Here is a 15,503-nt window from a genome sequence, read left to right on the forward strand (position 1 = left end):
AACCTGGAGTTACGGCGGCGGGCGCCCACGGCCGCTGGTCGCGGGCGCAATACGATAGACTTTGATGTTTTTGGGGACTGGAACTATCTGGAGGATCATCCGTGAGTCGAGGCTTCATTGAGCTCTTCGCAGGCTGCGGCGGGATGTCACTCGGCCTTGAATCGCAGGGTTTCGAACTCTTGCTTGCAAACGAGCTGTCTCCCATGGCTGCTGAGACGTTTGCCTTCAACCACTTGGGTATCGATCTTGAACGCGGTGAGACGAAGTCGGCGGCCGGATCGCGGGTGCGGTGGATCACGTCGAATCACTCGCTGGATCAGCTTGAGCTGCGCCGACGCGAGGATCCATCGACGGCACCGCACTGGACGACGGATGCGATTTCGGAGCTACCTGCGAGCGGTGCCTTGGGGAATGGCGACCTGCTCATCGGGAATGTGATTGCATTAAATGACTATCTGCAATTCCGGGTGGAAGCCGACGGTCTGGGTTCCGTGCTGCCCACCGACATAGATCTTGTTTCGGGGGGACCTCCTTGTCAGAGTTTCTCTATGGCCGGGCTGCGCCAAAGGATGAACAAACGTAATCAGCTCCCATGGGAGTTTGCTAGATTTGTGAAAATGGCGCAACCAAAAGTGGCTCTCTTGGAGAATGTCAGTGGCATCCTTCGCGCCTTTCATGACGATGAAGGTCGTGAATATCATGCATGGCGAGAAGTTGCTAAGGCGTTTGTCAAGATTGGATACGCGCCAATCTGCCTGCACGTAAATGCGAAGTACGTGGGCGTCCCTCAAAATAGGCCCCGATTTCTAATGTTCGCCATTCGAAATGATTTGATCCGCGACATCCTGGTTGCTGGCACCACGTCGGCCGAGCGCGACGCTCTAGATCAGGCAATTAAATGCAGTTCGTTGGAATATAATTGGGAAGACTTCCGATATTGGGATGTGAGTTCAGAGAAAGACAAGCCTCTGTTTTCCGGCAAATATTTTAGCGCCCTTTATACTCATCCAACTGAAGAGGATTGGGTTACCAGTTCGATGGCGTTGGCGGATATCAAGGACGGTAACTACGAGCAGAGTGCGATCTCTAGCCATGCACGGGACGTCAATGCGGTATTCTCAAGGCCCGTCGACGAAGAGCTGACGAATGCGGACACGAGGCGGCATAGCCATCTTGTCCGGCAGCGATTCCGCCTGTATCAGGTGGTTGCCGACATTGATGACGCCAAGCTTGAGCAGGCAGTACGGACAAGTCTCCGTTCGGGGGGTGTCGGGCCGCTGCGGTCGCACATGCCAGTCCTGTTGAATCAACACTTTCTGTTCGAGCCTGGTGACCTCCGGGAACCAGAAAATGAGGATGAGCTGCTTAGTTTAGTGGCTAGCCTCACGACGAGAAAGCATTCGCAAAAGTCACTCTCGGCGAATAGACCAGCTCCTGCGGCTTTATCGATCCCGGATGATTGCTGTCATTACGACAAAGCCCATCTGCGCACGCTCTCTGTGCGTGAGATGGCTAGGCTCCAGTCATTTCCGGACGGCTTTGTGTTCCGATCGAAGGTGACAACAGGAGGTAGCAGCAGGAAGTTTGAGGTCCCGCAGTACACTCAAGTGGGGAACGCAGTTCCTCCACTGTTAGCGCGCCAAGCGGGCCAAGTGGTCCTAAACATCCTTTCAGAGATGGGTGAAAGTTGATGGACGATCATTTTCAATAGCTTACGCAGTCCCAACTACTTTTTTGTTGGTAGATTCGTGAATGATTGAGCAATTCGAGTGGCCGATCTATTTGTACCAACCCTGACCATTGTCGAACATTTTAATACTTGTCAGCTGCGCGAGCGATAGTCGTACAATCGAAGCATGGTGGACTTCATGACGCCATCGCAGCGAAGCGCCCACATGGCAAAAATTCGCTCCGTCGACACTAAACCAGAGCTTGTGGTGCGGCGGACATTGCACGCTGCTGGTTACCGCTATCGGCTTCACGATCCTCGACTTCCTGGGAGACCTGACCTAGTATTTCCGGCTCGACGCAAGGTTATCTTCGTTCATGGCTGCTTCTGGCACGGACACGACTGTCCAGTCGGGGCCCGTACCCCCAAAACGAACGCCCAGTTCTGGAATGAGAAACGGCTTCGTAATCGCGTGAGAGATTCGGCGCAGCTAGACTTACTTCTAGCGGCAGGATGGAAGGTTTTGGTTGTTTGGGAATGCGAGGTCGTTTCAAGGCAGGATCTTTTAGAGCGCTTACGACACTTCCTTGACTAGGGCGTAGAAAGGAAACCGCGCTCAAAGTTTTAGGGTTCCGTCGGGGGCATGCATTTAAATGCGCATCCCGCTTAAGGCGTCATCCATATTGGTTAGTGAATACACTTTTGTTGCGAAGTTTTCGGACAGCTTGGAAGCGGTCACAAGATGCGACCACAGTTTTTCCGTTACGACAACGTCGCAATAAGGAACAGCGCAGGACATTCCGATAAGATCTGTCCGATCATGTTGTCCCCACGCAAGGTTCTTGTCTCTGTGCTTCCAATCTCTCAAGGTTGCAAAGGTCCACGCGGTTGGCACGCTCTTCAAGAAATCTCGTATATCTTTTCTTCGCTCTGCGGCTGAGCCGGAAGTGAAGAATAGCTTGTGGGGGTCGATTCTGAGCTGTTGTGCAACGGCGTTAATATCGTCCAGAATTCGTAGAAACTCCTGACCAACAATGATGTCCGCTCTGTATTTCCACTGATCAGGGTTGCGATTCCAGCATGCTCGAAGCTCTTCTTCATCTCGTGCGAACTGCTCGCCAATTCGATGCTCGGGGGTCCGATCGATTCCTGCTGAGTCCAGCAGACTTTGAACTCCGGCTAGGTGAAGCCACTCCCATGCCAGACCCATGCGCGGTAGCTTTCGCCACTCCTCGGGGGCTTCACTTGCCGGGACTGGCTCTGAATCTGCTTGCAAGTTATTGACCAGACGAAGACGACCATCGGTGGACCCGAAGGCATGATTGACTCCTCTTCCGAGGACCTGGCCCGCGCTCAAGGGCACTGCGATGCCAGTCAATCGCTGGTTTACTGCGGAGCGTACTTCGAGGGCTTGGATCTGGTGAATAGCTTTGATCGTGGAGTAGTCCGATAAAATCTTCATGGTTTCTGCAACGTTGGTTCGAGACAGTTCATTGCCGCGGTTCCAGAGCTCCAGATAGTGAGCTGATGAAAGAGGGATTTTTATACTTCCACACCGCGTTGCCTCAAAAAGGCGCCTGAACCGTTGGAGCCAGTCTTCTGATTTGCCAAGCCGGCCCTTTGTCAGTTGGATCCAGACGTTCATGTCTAGGTAAAGCACCAGGGGGTTGTCTTGGGCCACATTCGAGTGTACATCTCTGTCTCCCTTATCGTGAGCGCCTTTAACTGATTGCCAGAACCGGTGTCTCCGTGGAGCTGGGATGTCGAGGAGGAGCAGGTCCAGCTTATGACCAGAGGCCCAGAGGCTACGTGATGTCGACATGGGCGATATTCCGCTTGGTGGAGTTTGAAGGTATCTAATGCTCCGCGGCGACAGCTGGCTGCTCGGTCTGTCGACGCAAGGCCGCAATGTATTCGTCTATCGGCTTGCGCCTGCTTTGGCCGAATTCTTGCTGGACTTCTGCTTGATGTTCCGGGAGGTCGCCGCTGCTGGCGCTGTCGCCGTCGTCTACGTTCTCTCCTGACCATTGCCTCCCCGGGGATCCTGTGGAAGCCTCGACATGATCCTGTCGCCGGGGTGACGACGGGCAGCAGGGAAGGAACCCGACATGGGACTGATTCACATTGACCTGTTCACTACGCTGGACGGCGTCGCGCAGGCGCCCGGCGGCCCCGAGGAAGATCCTGAGGGCGGTTTTGAGTTTGGTGGCTGGCAGGCGCCGCTGATTGATGATGTGGTGGGCGAGCAGATCGAATCCGGGATGATCGGGATGGATGCGCTGCTGCTCGGTCGCCGGACCTACGACATCTTTGCCTCGTACTGGCCTCACCAGGACAGTGGCATCGCGCAGTTGTTCAACCGGATTCCGAAATACGTGGCCTCGCGTCAGTCGCAGAAGCTTGAGTGGGACGGTTCCTCCCAGCTCGGTCCGGACTTGGTGGCTTCGCTGCGCGACCTCCGCAACCAGCACGAGAACATCCACGTGATCGGCAGCCTGGACTTTGTGCAGACCCTGTTCGCTGAGCGGCTGTTCGACCGGCTCAATCTGTGGGTGTATCCGATCCTCCTGGGCCGTGGGAAGAAGGTGTTTGCCGATGGGGTGGTCCCGACGAACCTTCAACTCCTCGAGCCGGTGGTCGCCTCGCCAAAGGGTGCGGTGATGCAGCGCTATGCCTTGGTTGAGGGGACGCCTGGGGTGGGGGATATGACCGAAATCGGTTAGGCTCCGCTCATGCGCCCACCCAGGAGGAGAACTGGGCTCGCCTTTGGACCATCATGATGCTGGGAGGCCTCCTGGCAGCCTATGCAATGGCCTTCGCTGCCTTGATCTTGGTCGGCCGAGGCCGGCCGCTTATGACTTCTACTGGACCCTGGTCCGCTGCTGATTACTGCGCCGCCCAGTGAAGATCGACTTACGAGCGCTTGTGCGGCAGACCCCGTCCGCGTGAGGGATGCACGTTTTCTCAAAATCATGGCACGCTATTGCAACCCGCCGGTAAGTTACTGCAAAGTAACTACGGATGCCGCGGACATAGGGGTTCGCGGCCAAGAGAAAGGCAGGCCATGCGCCGATTCCGACTCACTGCCGTCCTCGCCGCTGCAGCGCTCACGATTGGACTCTTCGCCGCACCCGCGGCTCAGGCCGACTCGATCTCGCCAGACCCGCCCGGAGCCAATGACTGGACGTGCAAGCCTTCGAACGTGCATCCATATCCGGTGGTCCTCGTCCCGGGGACGTTCGAGACAATGTACAAGAACTGGGCGCTGCTTTCGCCAGTGCTCAAGGACCAGGGGTACTGCGTCTTCGCGCTCAACTATGGGGTGGCCAACGGTGTCCCCGCCAGCGGGGCAATTCGGAACTCCGCAGCTGAGCTTGCGACGTTCGTGAAATCAGTTCTCGGCGCGACAGGTGCGAAGAAGGTCGATCTGGTAGGGCACAGCCAAGGCGGGATGATGCCGCGGTACTACATCGGCTTCCTCGGCGGCGCCAAGTATGTGCACCACCTCGTCGGCATTGCGCCGTCGAGCCATGGCACTCAAGGTCTCATCGCGCCGTCGCCCGCGGGGATGATTCTCGACACGACCGCAACGAGCACCCTGTGCCAGGCGTGCGCGGACCAGCATGCCGGGTCGGCGTTCATGGCCGAGCTCAACTCGATCGGCGACACCGTACCCGGCCCGTCCTACACCGTCATCTCGACCCGTTACGACGAGATCGTTACCCCTTACACGAGCCAAGCTCTCGTTGGGCCGGGGAAGCAAGTGTCCAACCTTGTGCTCCAGGACTACTGCCCTCTCGACACTTTCGAACACGATCAATCTCCTAACGATCCGAACGTGTGGTCCCTCGTCTCCAACGCGCTCCTCCAGAGCGGCCCCGCAGATCCAACGTATCGCCCGCAGTGCGTGTAGCGGGCAGTATCCCGCCTCGTATTATTGGTCCCCACCGACAGAGCCGCAGATTTGCCGCACCTACAATCGATGTTGGTGGTGTCCCATTCCTTCGAACCAGGAGAGTCCAAGCGGGGACACTTCCCCGAGGTTGTGACTTGATCCCACCTATTGAGTTTGTGATCGTTCGGTATGGCACCGGGCGCACGTAAGGCGATCCTTCAACGGGCGCTGTTTCAGCTGTCATACCTCTTGGGAGTGCCAATAGGAAAGCGCGGCAAATGCGGCGCCTCCGAGAATTCCGGTGGCAGCAGCGGTCACCCAGCGATCCGCATGCAGTAGCAAGGGAATAGCACCGAAGAAGGCAAAGGTCGCGACGGATGTAGATACCAGTGCTACACCACCTGTGAACATCGCACGCCTCGATCGGGATGACGATTCTGGCACTACGCGCTCAACGACATCGACGATTCCGGCAACGAGAAGTCCGAGAGCTGCTGTGGCCACCGTGATGAAGAAGAACGCGAACAGAGCCCATACGAGCTCCCCAAGCCTTGTTGGCCTACCCCACCCCAAACTGAAGAAATAGACGGCCGATCCAGCCACCCCCAGGATGACGCCCAGCAAAAGCAAACGGGGTTTCAACTCACCCCGGCGCCACCACCCAGGGCGTGAAGGTTTTCCAACCATCGTCGAGCGCTGCCTTCCGGAGGTTCTTGATAACCAGTCCAACGCCGTCGCCGGCTAATTGGGAGCAATGCTATCGGACTACCTGCGGTAGCAGGAGCGCCCGCACGACTGCCCGTTAGCGGATCCTTCACCGGACGCGCTAGAGGTTAGCAGCGGCGCCGGGCGAAGTGAGTTTCGTGCCGTCCGAGACCAGTGCCACGCGGATGGTTGCAGCGTGGAGGTCAATTGTGCCGAGGCCCCCTTCCACGGTGTAGTGGTCTCCCTCGATGATGAGTGAGTCGATATTGCCATAGTCAACTGACCCGTCAGGGTCACGCGAAGGCCGGGAACTGAGCTGACCCGTCCAGTTCAAATCTTTTACGCCATCGAACACCAGCACCCCCTTGCGGTAGCAGTATTGCTCTCCGGGGCGTGCCGGGGCATAAGAGGGGTGTTCCTTGGTCAGTACGAACTCCGCGGTGATGACAAGCTGTCCTCTGCTTGCATTGATGTCGATTACCCAGCTGTCTTCCAGGTAGAAGCCTCTAAGAACTTCATGCTCAAAGTACGGTCCCAACGTCGTCCTTCCTACCTGCCATGTCCGATGAATCGCGCGGTCCGGTCAACTGTAGCGTTGGGTGCAAAGCAAGGACATGTAGGGCGATTCCCATCCGGGCGTGCCGGCGATGGACACCGCTGGAGACTGGCGGCAGAGCTTTCACAGGGTTGCTAGATTGAGTTCGTGAAGCTTGAGGACAGCAATGACCCCGTATTCAATCAACTGCTGTCGTTGATTGAAGAGCACGGGTGGGCGGTACGTCATGTCGGCGCGGGTGATGAGGCTGCCTTTTCCTACACCGTTGGCCTGACAACACTTGGGCATCCGGAGATTGTCATGGAGGGACTGCCGTTCGAGGTGTCTCAAGCCTTCCTGAACCTCATGGGTGAAGACGTAAAAGCAGGTAAACGCTTCGTCCCGGGAAGCATCACCACCGACCTCACCGAACCTCCAGCTCCCATTGCTTTCATATCGGTAGAAAACATCGCGGGACTGACGGCGGTGGCAGATGTGTACGGTCAAGTAAAGGCCCTACAAGCAGTTTGGAGTGACTCCACCGGACGATTGCCCTGGGCGTCGTCCTACCGCAATCCTGCGGATGCGCAACCTCTCTTGGGTCCAGTACCCGACTCATTCAAGTAAATTTCTGGGTTCTCGCTTGATCGCAACGTCGCCCGGTGAAGGATCCTTTACCGGGCGCTGGCCGGCTTCTTCCTTACACGGGTGTGACAACATGTGTTCGTGTCCTTTGACGCGGACTTCCAGCGCTTCCGACACGGTGACAGCACCCCAGGCGGTGGAGAGGTAAATGTGCCAGAGCCTCCGGCCATCAATCGTGCGAGGCAATCCCGGGCAGAATTTCGCACGCGGAGATTCAGGGTGGTGACGAGGCGGCAACAATGAGAATGTCTTACACAAACTTAGACGCTGACAACATCGGAGGAACGAGTCAAGCTGACTACTTGGTTGGTCTTGATGCCGATTTCACCGTCTCGGAGGGGTCAGTGCTGCTCTATCGAGAGCTAGCCTTTCCCGTAGTCGAACTGGCTCGCAGCTTGTTCGTCTGGCTCAACGCCAATCCTCGAGGTGACTTCGTGTTCGACTCGATGTCCTTCGAAGAGGTGGGGGCGGTTTCGCTGAGACGAATGTCATCGGGATGGCTGATGGAGTCAGTATTTAGTCCTGGTGTAGTCAGCAATCCACTCGATTGGCCGGATGTTGAGCGTGGGTGCAAGGAATTTTTGGACCACATCGAATTCGATCTTTTGTCGTTGGGACTTGACCCTGTTGACGTGATCCATCGTTGAATCAGTTCGCCAACAACCAGATCCGCCCTCGCTGAGAAGGTGCCCCGGAAAGGGATCCCCTAAAGCCTGGCCGTCGCATGCTTTCTTGAGGTGAGAGACAGGAAGCTATTCCGGGAGGTCCATGAAGAACCTGCTGACCTCGTAGTTGGCGATGAGCCTTGCCAACCCGACGGGCGTCTGGCCATGCTTGTTGACGCGGAGGGGATCAGCACCGTGTGCTCGGAGGACTTCAATGAGCTCCCCGCGACCGTTTGAGTTGAAAACGGCGGTGAAAAGCGGCGTGTTTCCGAAGGTGTTCTCCGGGTCCACTGATGCACCAGCTTCGAGCAGCGCGGATGCAGCGTTCACAGAGTACTGCTGGGCTGCAAAGTGAAGCGGGGTGAAGCCCTGTCTGTCTTGAGTATCCGGTGATGAACCTTGTGCGATGAGATCTTCGATGGTCGAAACGTCGTCGTCAAAGGCTGCGTGATGGAGGGGAGTGCGTCCTGCACGATCCACTTGTTTTGCCTCGGCCTTTCGTGTTGATTTCATCCAACGTCGAACGCTGTCCGTTTATAGCGCCGCCCGTTTATGGGGCCCACTTGTCACAGAGAGCGGATCTTCTGCAGCAACTCTTCTCCTGAAGACACCATAACCACGTCCTGGTCGAGGCCTTCCGGCAAGTGAACCCGCTGTGACTCATCTGTGACGCAGGGCGGGCATCCAACTGGAAGGATTACCCATTCAGCGGCCCGCGCTCCTTCAACGAGCAGGTCCCAGGGCTTGTCGCCGACGATGTGATTGGCCAGCAGAGTGTCGTCACCAAGGTAAGCGTCGAACGAACCGGCGCCGTACTCCACGCGTGCAAAACCTCGTTCGGGATCCTCGCGCACGATGAATGGCTGAAGGGTCTGCCGCATTATTTCTCCACCGCCCGCGGCCGCATCGCCGTCTTTGAAGCGCTGGAAGTACACATCGAAGGACACGGACATATGTTGTCACACCCACTCGGAAAGACAATACGCATCACTGCCCGTAAGCATCGGTCGATCATCGTGCTAGTGAATCCGCTGGTACGTTCCGTGCAGTTGCTGGCTTGGATCATGTACGTAAGACCCGCACCATGAGATGCGCGATGATGGGGGGGGATTACTGCAACCGTGTTCCCTATGTATGACTGGAATGAAAATCGGCGCGTCTCAACGAGCGATCAGGATCTCGCTGCCCAGCGTCGTTTGATCCAACGTCCTGCGAAGGCCGGAGCATGAGCTGCCCAAGCCAACTCAGGTCGGTAGCGCGCTCGAATACCAAGACTCCCTCGTGCAATGACAGATATGAGGTCCCTGTCGCTAACTTCTGTTCGGCGGGCGGTGTGTGTCCTTAGGGATTGTTCACGCGGCAATCCGCCCCGCCACGTACTCCGCGTCCAGCCCCACGCCGCCGACAATCGCCGAGTAGTGCCGGGTCAGCCATGGCAGCCCCACGACGTATAGCCCGGGGACATCCGTGACACCTTGAGTGTGTTCCGGATAGCCCCATTGATCGACCAGGGGCATGTCCACGAATCCGAAGTCGAGCCGGTATCCCGTGGCCCACAGCACCGACGTGATGTTCGATTCGGCAAGGTTCAGTCGCGCAGGCTCGGCTGGTAGCCAGTCGTCCGCCGGCACCGGTGGCTGTTCTGGCGCATCGATCCCTGCCGCTGCAATGTACGCGTCGATCGCTTTCCGTGTTCGTTGATCGAAGCCGGACTCGACTGCTGCGAGGCGTTCGGGGAGGTCGTCGCTGAAGGTGATGTCGTCGTCGTCGATGTTTTCCAGGTGGCCGTGGAGGTGCATGCCGCGGCGGCCGAGTTCGCGGAGGTGGATGTTGTGGCCGCCGTCGGTGCCGGAGAGCAGGGGGTTGGGGGCGAGGCGCGCGGCGGGGGAGGGCAGTGCCTGGCGGGTGAGGGCGTTGATGCCGTAGTCGGGGCCGTGTTTGGCGGTTTTGAGCATCCAGTAGATGAGGTCTTGGCCGCGGTATCTGCGTGGCGCTTCCGGGACGGTGGACACGGCGAGGTGGACTTCGCGGCCGGCGGCGTGGAGTTCCTCGGCGATCTGCCCGCCCGACTGGCCGGTGCCCACGATCAGCACGGCGCCGTCGGGCAGCTGCTCCGGATTGCGATAGTCGTGGGTATGGAGGTGCGTCACAACGGCGGGAAGGTTGGCGGCCAGGGCAGGAATCTTCGGTATTTGGTAGGCGCCCGTCGCCAGGACCACGTTCCGTGCGCGCATGGTCCCGCGGGAGGTCTCAAGATGGAAACCGCCATCCGGAGAGGCGGACAAGCGGGTCACGTCGACGTCGGTGTGGACCGGAGCGCTGATCAGTTCCGCGTACCGCCGGAAGAGGTTCACCACAGCGTTGCGGGAGATAAACGCGTCCCGATCGCCGCCGTCGTACGGCATCCCAGGCAAGTCCAGCGCGAGGTTCGGCGTGTTCATGAAGAAGCTGTCCCAGCGGTCCTGGAACGCGCCGCCCAAGGAGTCGCGTCGCTCCAGGATCTGATGCTCCACGCCGAACCGGGACAGCCAGTAGCTCGTCGTGAGCCCTGCTTGGCCAGCGCCGATGATGACCGTGCCCACCGGGTCAGTTCCCACCTTTGCCCTCCTCAGCTCGGGTCCAGTGCTCGCGCAATATCCTGGCGAGCCGTTCGGGTTCGATCCGGTGCGGCGGATCGAAGTGGTGGCGCTCCGCAAACTCCTCCAACAGGAAGTCCGGGAAGACCTTGGACAGGCGATCGGCGATGTCCCCGTATTGGTCAGGGTTGCTCAGGCCTCCGATGACAAACAACACCGGCTTTGGGAATGCGGCCAGCCGTTCACGGTCCAGATGGTAGGTCTCGAAGTCCCTCAGGAACGCCTTGATTCCGGCAGGCCGCTTGGCCATCCAGGGCGGCGGGTCATCCGCTGGCGGAGGCGGAAGAACGACGTCGGGCTTCACTCCCAGCCTCGCGAACGCTGCCATGTACTGATCAGGCGGCAGTGACTCAAGGTCCTCAAATTCCTTCCACAGCCGGGAGTGCGCCGGACTCCAATCCCAGTCGCCCGCCCACGCGGCTTCCAGCAGCGTCACGCTGAGCAGACGCTCAGGGTGTTTGGCGGTGAAGGCAAGGGCAGCGGATCCTCCGCCCGAGTAGCCGATCAGATGGAACGTGTCCCAGCCTTTTGCGTCTGCCTCCCGCAATACGCCGTCGACTTCGGTGTCGAGGGACCAGGTTGGTGAGGGTTCGGCGGTCTCGTAAATCTCCAAGTCCTTGGCGACGGCATCCACGTCCGGCCCCAGCGCGTGAATGAGTTCGCTGTAGGCCGGCGCGGCCGGAAGAACGCTGCCAGGAAGGAAGATCGCCCGGGTTGCTCCCATGGGGTGAACTTTACGCTCGGGGGAGGCTGCCAGTCACAGGATCTTCGACAGTTGCATGCACTCTTCCCACAGCCGGTTCCGCGCGGCCGGATCAGAACCCATGCCCGGAGTCGGCAACTGCTTGCGCTTCGCCCAGAGCTTGCCGGACACCGAGGCAGTGGCTGGGGAGGTGGCTAGCCAGACAGCCGTATCCGCAGCTTTCTCAGCAGGCTTGCCGAAGGTGTTTGTCATCCATCGGAACGGTCCGCCAACGTCCTGCAGAAGCCCCGTATGCTTCACGAGGCCCGGATGAACGGCGTTCACCACGACGTTGGATTCACGTAGGCGCTCGGCGAACTCCTGCGTCAAGAGAACCCGGCCGAGCATGGTTGGCGGAGTGGAGCGCAGGTAACTGTAGCTACCCTTTGCCGTCTGCAGATCGTCAAAATCGATCTTGGTCACGTTCGGGCCTCCCGAATACTTGGAGGCGATATTAACGATCCGCGAGGCTTGGGCTGTGCTCGCGCCGCGCTTGAGTGCGTCCAGGAGCAGATTCGTGATCAGGAAGTAGCCCATCACGTTGGTGGCGAACGTGAGCTCGAGGCCGTCCGAAGTGACGTGGCGTTCCTTTCGGAATACCCCGGCTGCGTTGACGAGCACGTGGAGCTCGTCGTGGCGCGAAAGGAACTCCTCCACTGCCACACGGATTGATGCTTGGTTTGAGAGGTCACAGGCGAGCGGTTCAAGGGCGGCGTTTGTCACGGTGGAGCGGATGTCTCGAATCGCGTCTTCTGCCCGCGCTTTTGTTCGTCCAACCACGACGACGGTGGCACCTTCGCGGGCAAGTGCAGTGGCGATGGCCTTGGCAAGACCGCCTGTCGCTCCGGTCACCAGCGCCGTTCGTCCATTCATGGAGGCCATAGCCTGATCTCAGCACGAATCGGCGGGTTTAGCGAGGGGGCTGCAGAGCTGGTGCGTTGGCGTGTAGATGGTTCGTCATGTCGAAGTCTGCGCTGCGGCTGCTCTGGCTCCCATTTTGCTATGTGGTTGGCAATCTTCAAGGGGCGACACCGGATGAAGTGGCGTCATGACTCACCTCAGTTCCCTGCATATTGCGCGGGCTCTAGGAGGCCGATTATGTTTCGGTCAACTCCGAGGAAGAGTTGGGGCCTGAAATCGGAAGGGCAATTTTATGGACTTTTGGGTAGATCTTGCAGAAATCGTTGGAGCGTTGGCAACGTCGGTGGCGCTGTTCTTCGTTGCCAGGGCGACACTGCATTCGAAGCAAACGGTGAGGGAAGCGCAACGCATGCGGGACCTTGAGGGTGGCCGTGATGAAAGGGCCATCGCTGCGGAGGAACGGCGCCAAGCCGCGCGAGTAGCATTCTGGCCGGTCAGAGGAGAAGTCGAAGGCATCCCCCAGTGGGGTATCGAGCTTGTCAACTCCAGCGACGCGCCAGTCTTCGCTTTGGATCTGCATCGGGAAGCAGGCAAGAGCGGTAATGGCAGTGCGATTCCCGAGATTCGGGCCATGGCCAAGATCCTGCCGCCCGGACGCTACTTTTTCAGCGAGCGAAAGCGTTGGCCCGTCCATGTCGAACGACACCTCGTGCTAGAGCCCATCCCGGGAAACACTGACTACATGCCGTCGGTCCGTTTCATAGATAGCGACGGTCGCTCATGGGCACGTAAGGAGGACGGCAGGTTGGAACCAGCGACGACAAACGACAACAGCTAGGTAGGAAGCGTTGCGCTTGGACGACGAGCCGGGGGAGCGAGCGATCTACTTCTTGGACGGGCGCGGCTTTGGTGCCTTCGGTGGCAACGCTGCCACGTACTCAAAGGCTTTGGCCACCCAGGGTTCGGCCTTCTCGGCGTCATCGTTCCAAGCCTCCGGAAGGCCGGTGTAACCGCCCATCGGACGATCTTCAGGGCCGAAGGGTTGAGTTTCATGATCAGCCTCGAGCTTGGCCTTATCAGCCTCGGAAAGACGGACGCCGATGGTGGGACCGAACAGTCCGGCGAACATGTTGCCATTCACGAAAGCGCCCAGATTACCGAACATCGGCTTGACGGTGACATCCGGATGATCGGGCAGCACCGAGCGGAAGCGTTCCTTATCGGCGTCTGAGGGCTTGGGCATCTGCATTTGTTTGTCCTCCTGCGAAGTGGTCCAGGGTGAAGGGAGATAAGTCCTGGCGAGGGAGCCCAAGCTCAGACCTGGCGACTGAATGAGTTCGTCCACCCCCTCTACTGAATCACGGGGCGGAGTCGCTAGGCATCCAGGTACTTCTTGGCCGTGGCGACCTTCATGTAGAGGCGCAAGTCATCTCCGCCAGTGGCGCCGAAGCCATGGCGGGAATACCAGCCGACCAGTCCAGGATTATCGGCGTCCACCACTATGACCTGGCCTCCGCCCAGCGCGGAGGCACTGACGATGGTCTCCAGAGCCACACGCAGCAATTGCCATCCCCATTGGTTCTCCTTGTCTCCACGCATCGATTTTTCGAGGGCCAACTTAGCCAGTAGCCACCCCGGAGTATTTCGAAGCAGGTTCCGTTGCATCGGCCTCGGCATATCATCCCGGACCACGAGTGTTGGACAGATTGCGAAGTATCCGACGACTCGCTGTGCGGAATTGGGCCGGTTTTCGATGAGGAGGTAGACCATGCTTGCCCCCGATTCCACCGCCTTGGCAGCGTGCCCGGTGAGCCACTGGTTGTAGCCCTCTTCGCCGCAATCGAAGGCCCCTAGATCAAACCCAGGGGCCAATTTCGCGGTGTTGTACGTTGGTTCGCTCATCGGCCTATGCGTCGCGGGAGCTTGGACAGAACTTCCAGAGCCGCATTCTCGTCCGGGACATCCAGTGAGGCCATCATGGCGTCGAAGACCTCGGGAGCCATCAATGTAACGTCCGAGCGGGCGATGACTCGCTCCGCCGCTTGCCGGGCCGCGTCCGTGACAAAGGCTGTTTTTGAAACGTGGAGAAGTTCTGCGGCCTCGGAGATCAACTGGTCCGTGGTCTCGTCGGTGCGCAACTCCAAGCGGCGCGTTTTTGTGATTGCCATGATCGGTACCTCCTGAGATCAATGTACGGCATTTGTACGGAAGATGTTAGGCCCGTTGGTCGAGAAAACGAATCCGTCCCAGTTCCCGCGATTCATCAACGAACGGATCCTTGGCCTCAACCGAAACAAACACAGCCACAAGTTTGCGATCGGCCTGAAGACCTCCGCGCGCCATCAGTTGGATTAATTTGACTCGGTACTAGCTATCCGTCCGAATCCCTGTAGACTTGACGGTGTTGTTGTGTTTGGCATTTGGTAGTTCAGGCAGTCCCCGCAGTCCTTTCGGACGGCGACCTTCTGAAGTAACGGTGGAGAACACCCCACACCGGAGACCCGAAAGTCGGGACAATCTCCACCTTCAGTAAGGACTGAAAAAATGGCTACAGGTACCGTCAAGTGGTTCAACTCCGAAAAGGGCTTCGGCTTCATCTCTCCTGAAGATGGCAGCCAGGACGTTTTCGCTCACTACTCCGCCATCAACTCCTCGGGCTACCGCTCCCTCGAAGAGAACCAGAAGGTTTCCTTCGACGTCGAGCAGGGCCCCAAGGGTCCCCAGGCAGTAAACATCCAGGCTATCTAGTCTTCGGATACTTACAAAAAGCAGGGCCGGTCACTGACTGGCCCTGCTTTTTGCGTGCTGATTAGAATATTTGTTCCCATTGTCTGAAAGTTGTTCGAATACATATCCACATAGCGAATTACACCCCTGTAACTCACCTCCGCCCGCCCGTAGCGTGGAAGCAAGCAACCACCACGGTAATGAGGTCCAGGATGAACAACCCCACGGCGCAAGATCGCGAACAAACGCCACTGCCTCAACACCTAGACGAAGTTTGCCGGCAGTCGATTTGGGCAGAATCACCACCTAGTTGGCCCCAAAGTGGCCTGTGCAAGGCCGATTTGCCACCTAGTCCCGTTTTCCAGATCTAACCTGCGAAGTGAGCCGCATGTCGGTCATCCACAGAAACAGAAGGTTGGATCG

Annotated in this window: 20 protein-coding genes; 9 read left to right on the forward strand and 11 right to left on the reverse strand. The window is 58.4% G+C overall.

Features of this window, described 5'->3' with window-relative positions:
* Positions 1 to 101: 101 nt before the first annotated feature.
* Complete coding sequence (locus ACIQC5_RS05365) at positions 102 to 1,691, forward strand: DNA cytosine methyltransferase (protein WP_400279109.1); 1,590 nt, start codon at positions 102 to 104, stop codon at positions 1,689 to 1,691.
* A 177-nt stretch (positions 1,692 to 1,868) separates the two neighbouring features.
* Complete coding sequence (locus tag ACIQC5_RS05370) at positions 1,869 to 2,264, forward strand: very short patch repair endonuclease (RefSeq protein WP_400280134.1); 396 nt, start codon at positions 1,869 to 1,871, stop codon at positions 2,262 to 2,264.
* A 54-nt stretch (positions 2,265 to 2,318) separates the two neighbouring features.
* On the opposite strand, the gene ACIQC5_RS05375 is transcribed toward ACIQC5_RS05370, so the two are convergent.
* Entirely contained in the window at positions 2,319 to 3,350 is a 1,032-nt protein-coding gene (locus tag ACIQC5_RS05375; RefSeq protein ID WP_400279111.1) for a hypothetical protein, read from the reverse strand.
* Between the two features lie 178 nt (positions 3,351 to 3,528).
* On the opposite strand from ACIQC5_RS05375, the gene ACIQC5_RS05380 reads away from it, so the two are divergent.
* The 3 genes from ACIQC5_RS05380 (at position 3,529) to ACIQC5_RS05390 (ending at position 5,582) form a co-directional block, all read left to right on the forward strand.
* Entirely contained in the window at positions 3,529 to 3,693 is a 165-nt protein-coding gene (locus tag ACIQC5_RS05380; protein WP_400279114.1) for a hypothetical protein, read from the forward strand.
* Between the two features lie 84 nt (positions 3,694 to 3,777).
* On the forward strand, positions 3,778 to 4,392 hold the full coding sequence (locus ACIQC5_RS05385; RefSeq protein ID WP_400279116.1) for a dihydrofolate reductase family protein: 615 nt from the start codon (positions 3,778 to 3,780) through the stop codon (positions 4,390 to 4,392).
* A gap of 341 nt (positions 4,393 to 4,733) precedes the next feature.
* Complete coding sequence (locus tag ACIQC5_RS05390) at positions 4,734 to 5,582, forward strand: esterase/lipase family protein (RefSeq protein WP_400279119.1); 849 nt, start codon at positions 4,734 to 4,736, stop codon at positions 5,580 to 5,582.
* Between the two features lie 222 nt (positions 5,583 to 5,804).
* Here ACIQC5_RS05390 and ACIQC5_RS05395 read toward each other — a convergent pair whose 3' ends face one another.
* Positions 5,805 to 6,206 (reverse strand): hypothetical protein, encoded by a 402-nt coding sequence (locus ACIQC5_RS05395; protein ID WP_400279123.1) that lies wholly within the window; start codon positions 6,204 to 6,206, stop codon positions 5,805 to 5,807.
* A 184-nt stretch (positions 6,207 to 6,390) separates the two neighbouring features.
* A complete protein-coding gene (locus tag ACIQC5_RS05400; protein WP_400279125.1) occupies positions 6,391 to 6,807 on the reverse strand; it encodes a hypothetical protein in 417 nt (138 codons plus the stop codon).
* Between the two features lie 165 nt (positions 6,808 to 6,972).
* On the opposite strand from ACIQC5_RS05400, the gene ACIQC5_RS05405 reads away from it, so the two are divergent.
* Entirely contained in the window at positions 6,973 to 7,431 is a 459-nt protein-coding gene (locus ACIQC5_RS05405) for a DUF4262 domain-containing protein (protein WP_400279127.1), read from the forward strand.
* Positions 7,432 to 7,694: 263 nt separating this feature from the next.
* The gene (locus ACIQC5_RS05410) at positions 7,695 to 8,096 is read left to right on the forward strand and encodes a hypothetical protein (protein WP_400279130.1); all 402 of its coding nucleotides are present in this window, start codon (positions 7,695 to 7,697) and stop codon (positions 8,094 to 8,096) included.
* Between the two features lie 105 nt (positions 8,097 to 8,201).
* Here the strand turns inward: ACIQC5_RS05410 and ACIQC5_RS05415 are convergent, their stop codons facing one another.
* From ACIQC5_RS05415 to ACIQC5_RS05435, 5 genes are all read right to left on the reverse strand, one after another.
* Entirely contained in the window at positions 8,202 to 8,627 is a 426-nt protein-coding gene (locus ACIQC5_RS05415) for an ankyrin repeat domain-containing protein (RefSeq protein WP_400279133.1), read from the reverse strand.
* A gap of 53 nt (positions 8,628 to 8,680) precedes the next feature.
* Positions 8,681 to 9,061, reverse strand: a complete 381-nt coding sequence (locus ACIQC5_RS05420; protein WP_400279135.1) for a hypothetical protein — start codon at positions 9,059 to 9,061, stop codon at positions 8,681 to 8,683.
* 405 nt (positions 9,062 to 9,466) lie between these two features.
* A complete protein-coding gene (locus tag ACIQC5_RS05425; protein WP_400279138.1) occupies positions 9,467 to 10,711 on the reverse strand; it encodes a flavin-containing monooxygenase in 1,245 nt (414 codons plus the stop codon).
* Positions 10,701 to 11,474: an alpha/beta fold hydrolase gene (locus ACIQC5_RS05430; protein ID WP_400279140.1), complete on the reverse strand. Its 774-nt coding sequence runs from the start codon at positions 11,472 to 11,474 to the stop codon at positions 10,701 to 10,703. The genes ACIQC5_RS05425 and ACIQC5_RS05430 overlap by 11 nt, the downstream gene beginning before the upstream one ends.
* 33 nt (positions 11,475 to 11,507) lie before the next feature.
* Complete coding sequence (locus ACIQC5_RS05435) at positions 11,508 to 12,374, reverse strand: SDR family NAD(P)-dependent oxidoreductase (RefSeq protein ID WP_400279143.1); 867 nt, start codon at positions 12,372 to 12,374, stop codon at positions 11,508 to 11,510.
* Between the two features lie 271 nt (positions 12,375 to 12,645).
* Here ACIQC5_RS05435 and ACIQC5_RS05440 point away from each other — a divergent pair, with 271 nt between their 5' ends.
* Positions 12,646 to 13,191 (forward strand): hypothetical protein, encoded by a 546-nt coding sequence (locus ACIQC5_RS05440; RefSeq protein WP_400279146.1) that lies wholly within the window; start codon positions 12,646 to 12,648, stop codon positions 13,189 to 13,191.
* Between the two features lie 45 nt (positions 13,192 to 13,236).
* On the opposite strand, the gene ACIQC5_RS05445 is transcribed toward ACIQC5_RS05440, so the two are convergent.
* From ACIQC5_RS05445 to ACIQC5_RS05455, 3 genes are all read right to left on the reverse strand, one after another.
* Positions 13,237 to 13,602 (reverse strand): TfoX/Sxy family protein, encoded by a 366-nt coding sequence (locus tag ACIQC5_RS05445; protein ID WP_400279149.1) that lies wholly within the window; start codon positions 13,600 to 13,602, stop codon positions 13,237 to 13,239.
* Between the two features lie 125 nt (positions 13,603 to 13,727).
* Positions 13,728 to 14,255: a hypothetical protein gene (locus ACIQC5_RS05450; protein ID WP_400279152.1), complete on the reverse strand. Its 528-nt coding sequence runs from the start codon at positions 14,253 to 14,255 to the stop codon at positions 13,728 to 13,730.
* On the reverse strand, positions 14,252 to 14,521 hold the full coding sequence (locus ACIQC5_RS05455) for a DUF1778 domain-containing protein (protein WP_400279155.1): 270 nt from the start codon (positions 14,519 to 14,521) through the stop codon (positions 14,252 to 14,254). The genes ACIQC5_RS05450 and ACIQC5_RS05455 overlap by 4 nt, the downstream gene beginning before the upstream one ends.
* Positions 14,522 to 14,897: 376 nt before the next feature.
* Here ACIQC5_RS05455 and ACIQC5_RS05460 point away from each other — a divergent pair, with 376 nt between their 5' ends.
* On the forward strand, positions 14,898 to 15,101 hold the full coding sequence (locus ACIQC5_RS05460) for a cold-shock protein (protein WP_011773907.1): 204 nt from the start codon (positions 14,898 to 14,900) through the stop codon (positions 15,099 to 15,101).
* Positions 15,102 to 15,503 lie beyond the last annotated feature (402 nt).

Source organism: Paenarthrobacter sp. NPDC092416 (assembly GCF_044755025.1).
Taxonomy (GTDB): Bacteria; Actinomycetota; Actinomycetes; order Actinomycetales; family Micrococcaceae; genus Arthrobacter.

What these genes read in the sequence shown, in the direction of transcription:
- ACIQC5_RS05445 (WP_400279149.1), bottom strand. Translation starts at nt 13,602, where the DNA reads ATGCAGATGCCCAAGCCCTCAGACGCCGATAAGGAACGCTTCCGCTCG.
- ACIQC5_RS05390 (WP_400279119.1), top strand. Translation starts at nt 4,734, where the DNA reads ATGCGCCGATTCCGACTCACTGCCGTCCTCGCCGCTGCAGCGCTCACG.
- ACIQC5_RS05370 (WP_400280134.1), top strand. Translation starts at nt 1,869, where the DNA reads ATGACGCCATCGCAGCGAAGCGCCCACATGGCAAAAATTCGCTCCGTC.
- ACIQC5_RS05460 (WP_011773907.1), top strand. Translation starts at nt 14,898, where the DNA reads ATGGCTACAGGTACCGTCAAGTGGTTCAACTCCGAAAAGGGCTTCGGC.
- ACIQC5_RS05415 (WP_400279133.1), bottom strand. Translation starts at nt 8,627, where the DNA reads ATGAAATCAACACGAAAGGCCGAGGCAAAACAAGTGGATCGTGCAGGA.
- ACIQC5_RS05410 (WP_400279130.1), top strand. Translation starts at nt 7,695, where the DNA reads ATGTCTTACACAAACTTAGACGCTGACAACATCGGAGGAACGAGTCAA.
- ACIQC5_RS05380 (WP_400279114.1), top strand. Translation starts at nt 3,529, where the DNA reads ATGCTCCGCGGCGACAGCTGGCTGCTCGGTCTGTCGACGCAAGGCCGC.
- ACIQC5_RS05440 (WP_400279146.1), top strand. Translation starts at nt 12,646, where the DNA reads ATGGACTTTTGGGTAGATCTTGCAGAAATCGTTGGAGCGTTGGCAACG.
- ACIQC5_RS05435 (WP_400279143.1), bottom strand. Translation starts at nt 12,374, where the DNA reads ATGGCCTCCATGAATGGACGAACGGCGCTGGTGACCGGAGCGACAGGC.
- ACIQC5_RS05385 (WP_400279116.1), top strand. Translation starts at nt 3,778, where the DNA reads ATGGGACTGATTCACATTGACCTGTTCACTACGCTGGACGGCGTCGCG.
- ACIQC5_RS05430 (WP_400279140.1), bottom strand. Translation starts at nt 11,474, where the DNA reads ATGGGAGCAACCCGGGCGATCTTCCTTCCTGGCAGCGTTCTTCCGGCC.
- ACIQC5_RS05455 (WP_400279155.1), bottom strand. Translation starts at nt 14,521, where the DNA reads ATGGCAATCACAAAAACGCGCCGCTTGGAGTTGCGCACCGACGAGACC.
- ACIQC5_RS05450 (WP_400279152.1), bottom strand. Translation starts at nt 14,255, where the DNA reads ATGAGCGAACCAACGTACAACACCGCGAAATTGGCCCCTGGGTTTGAT.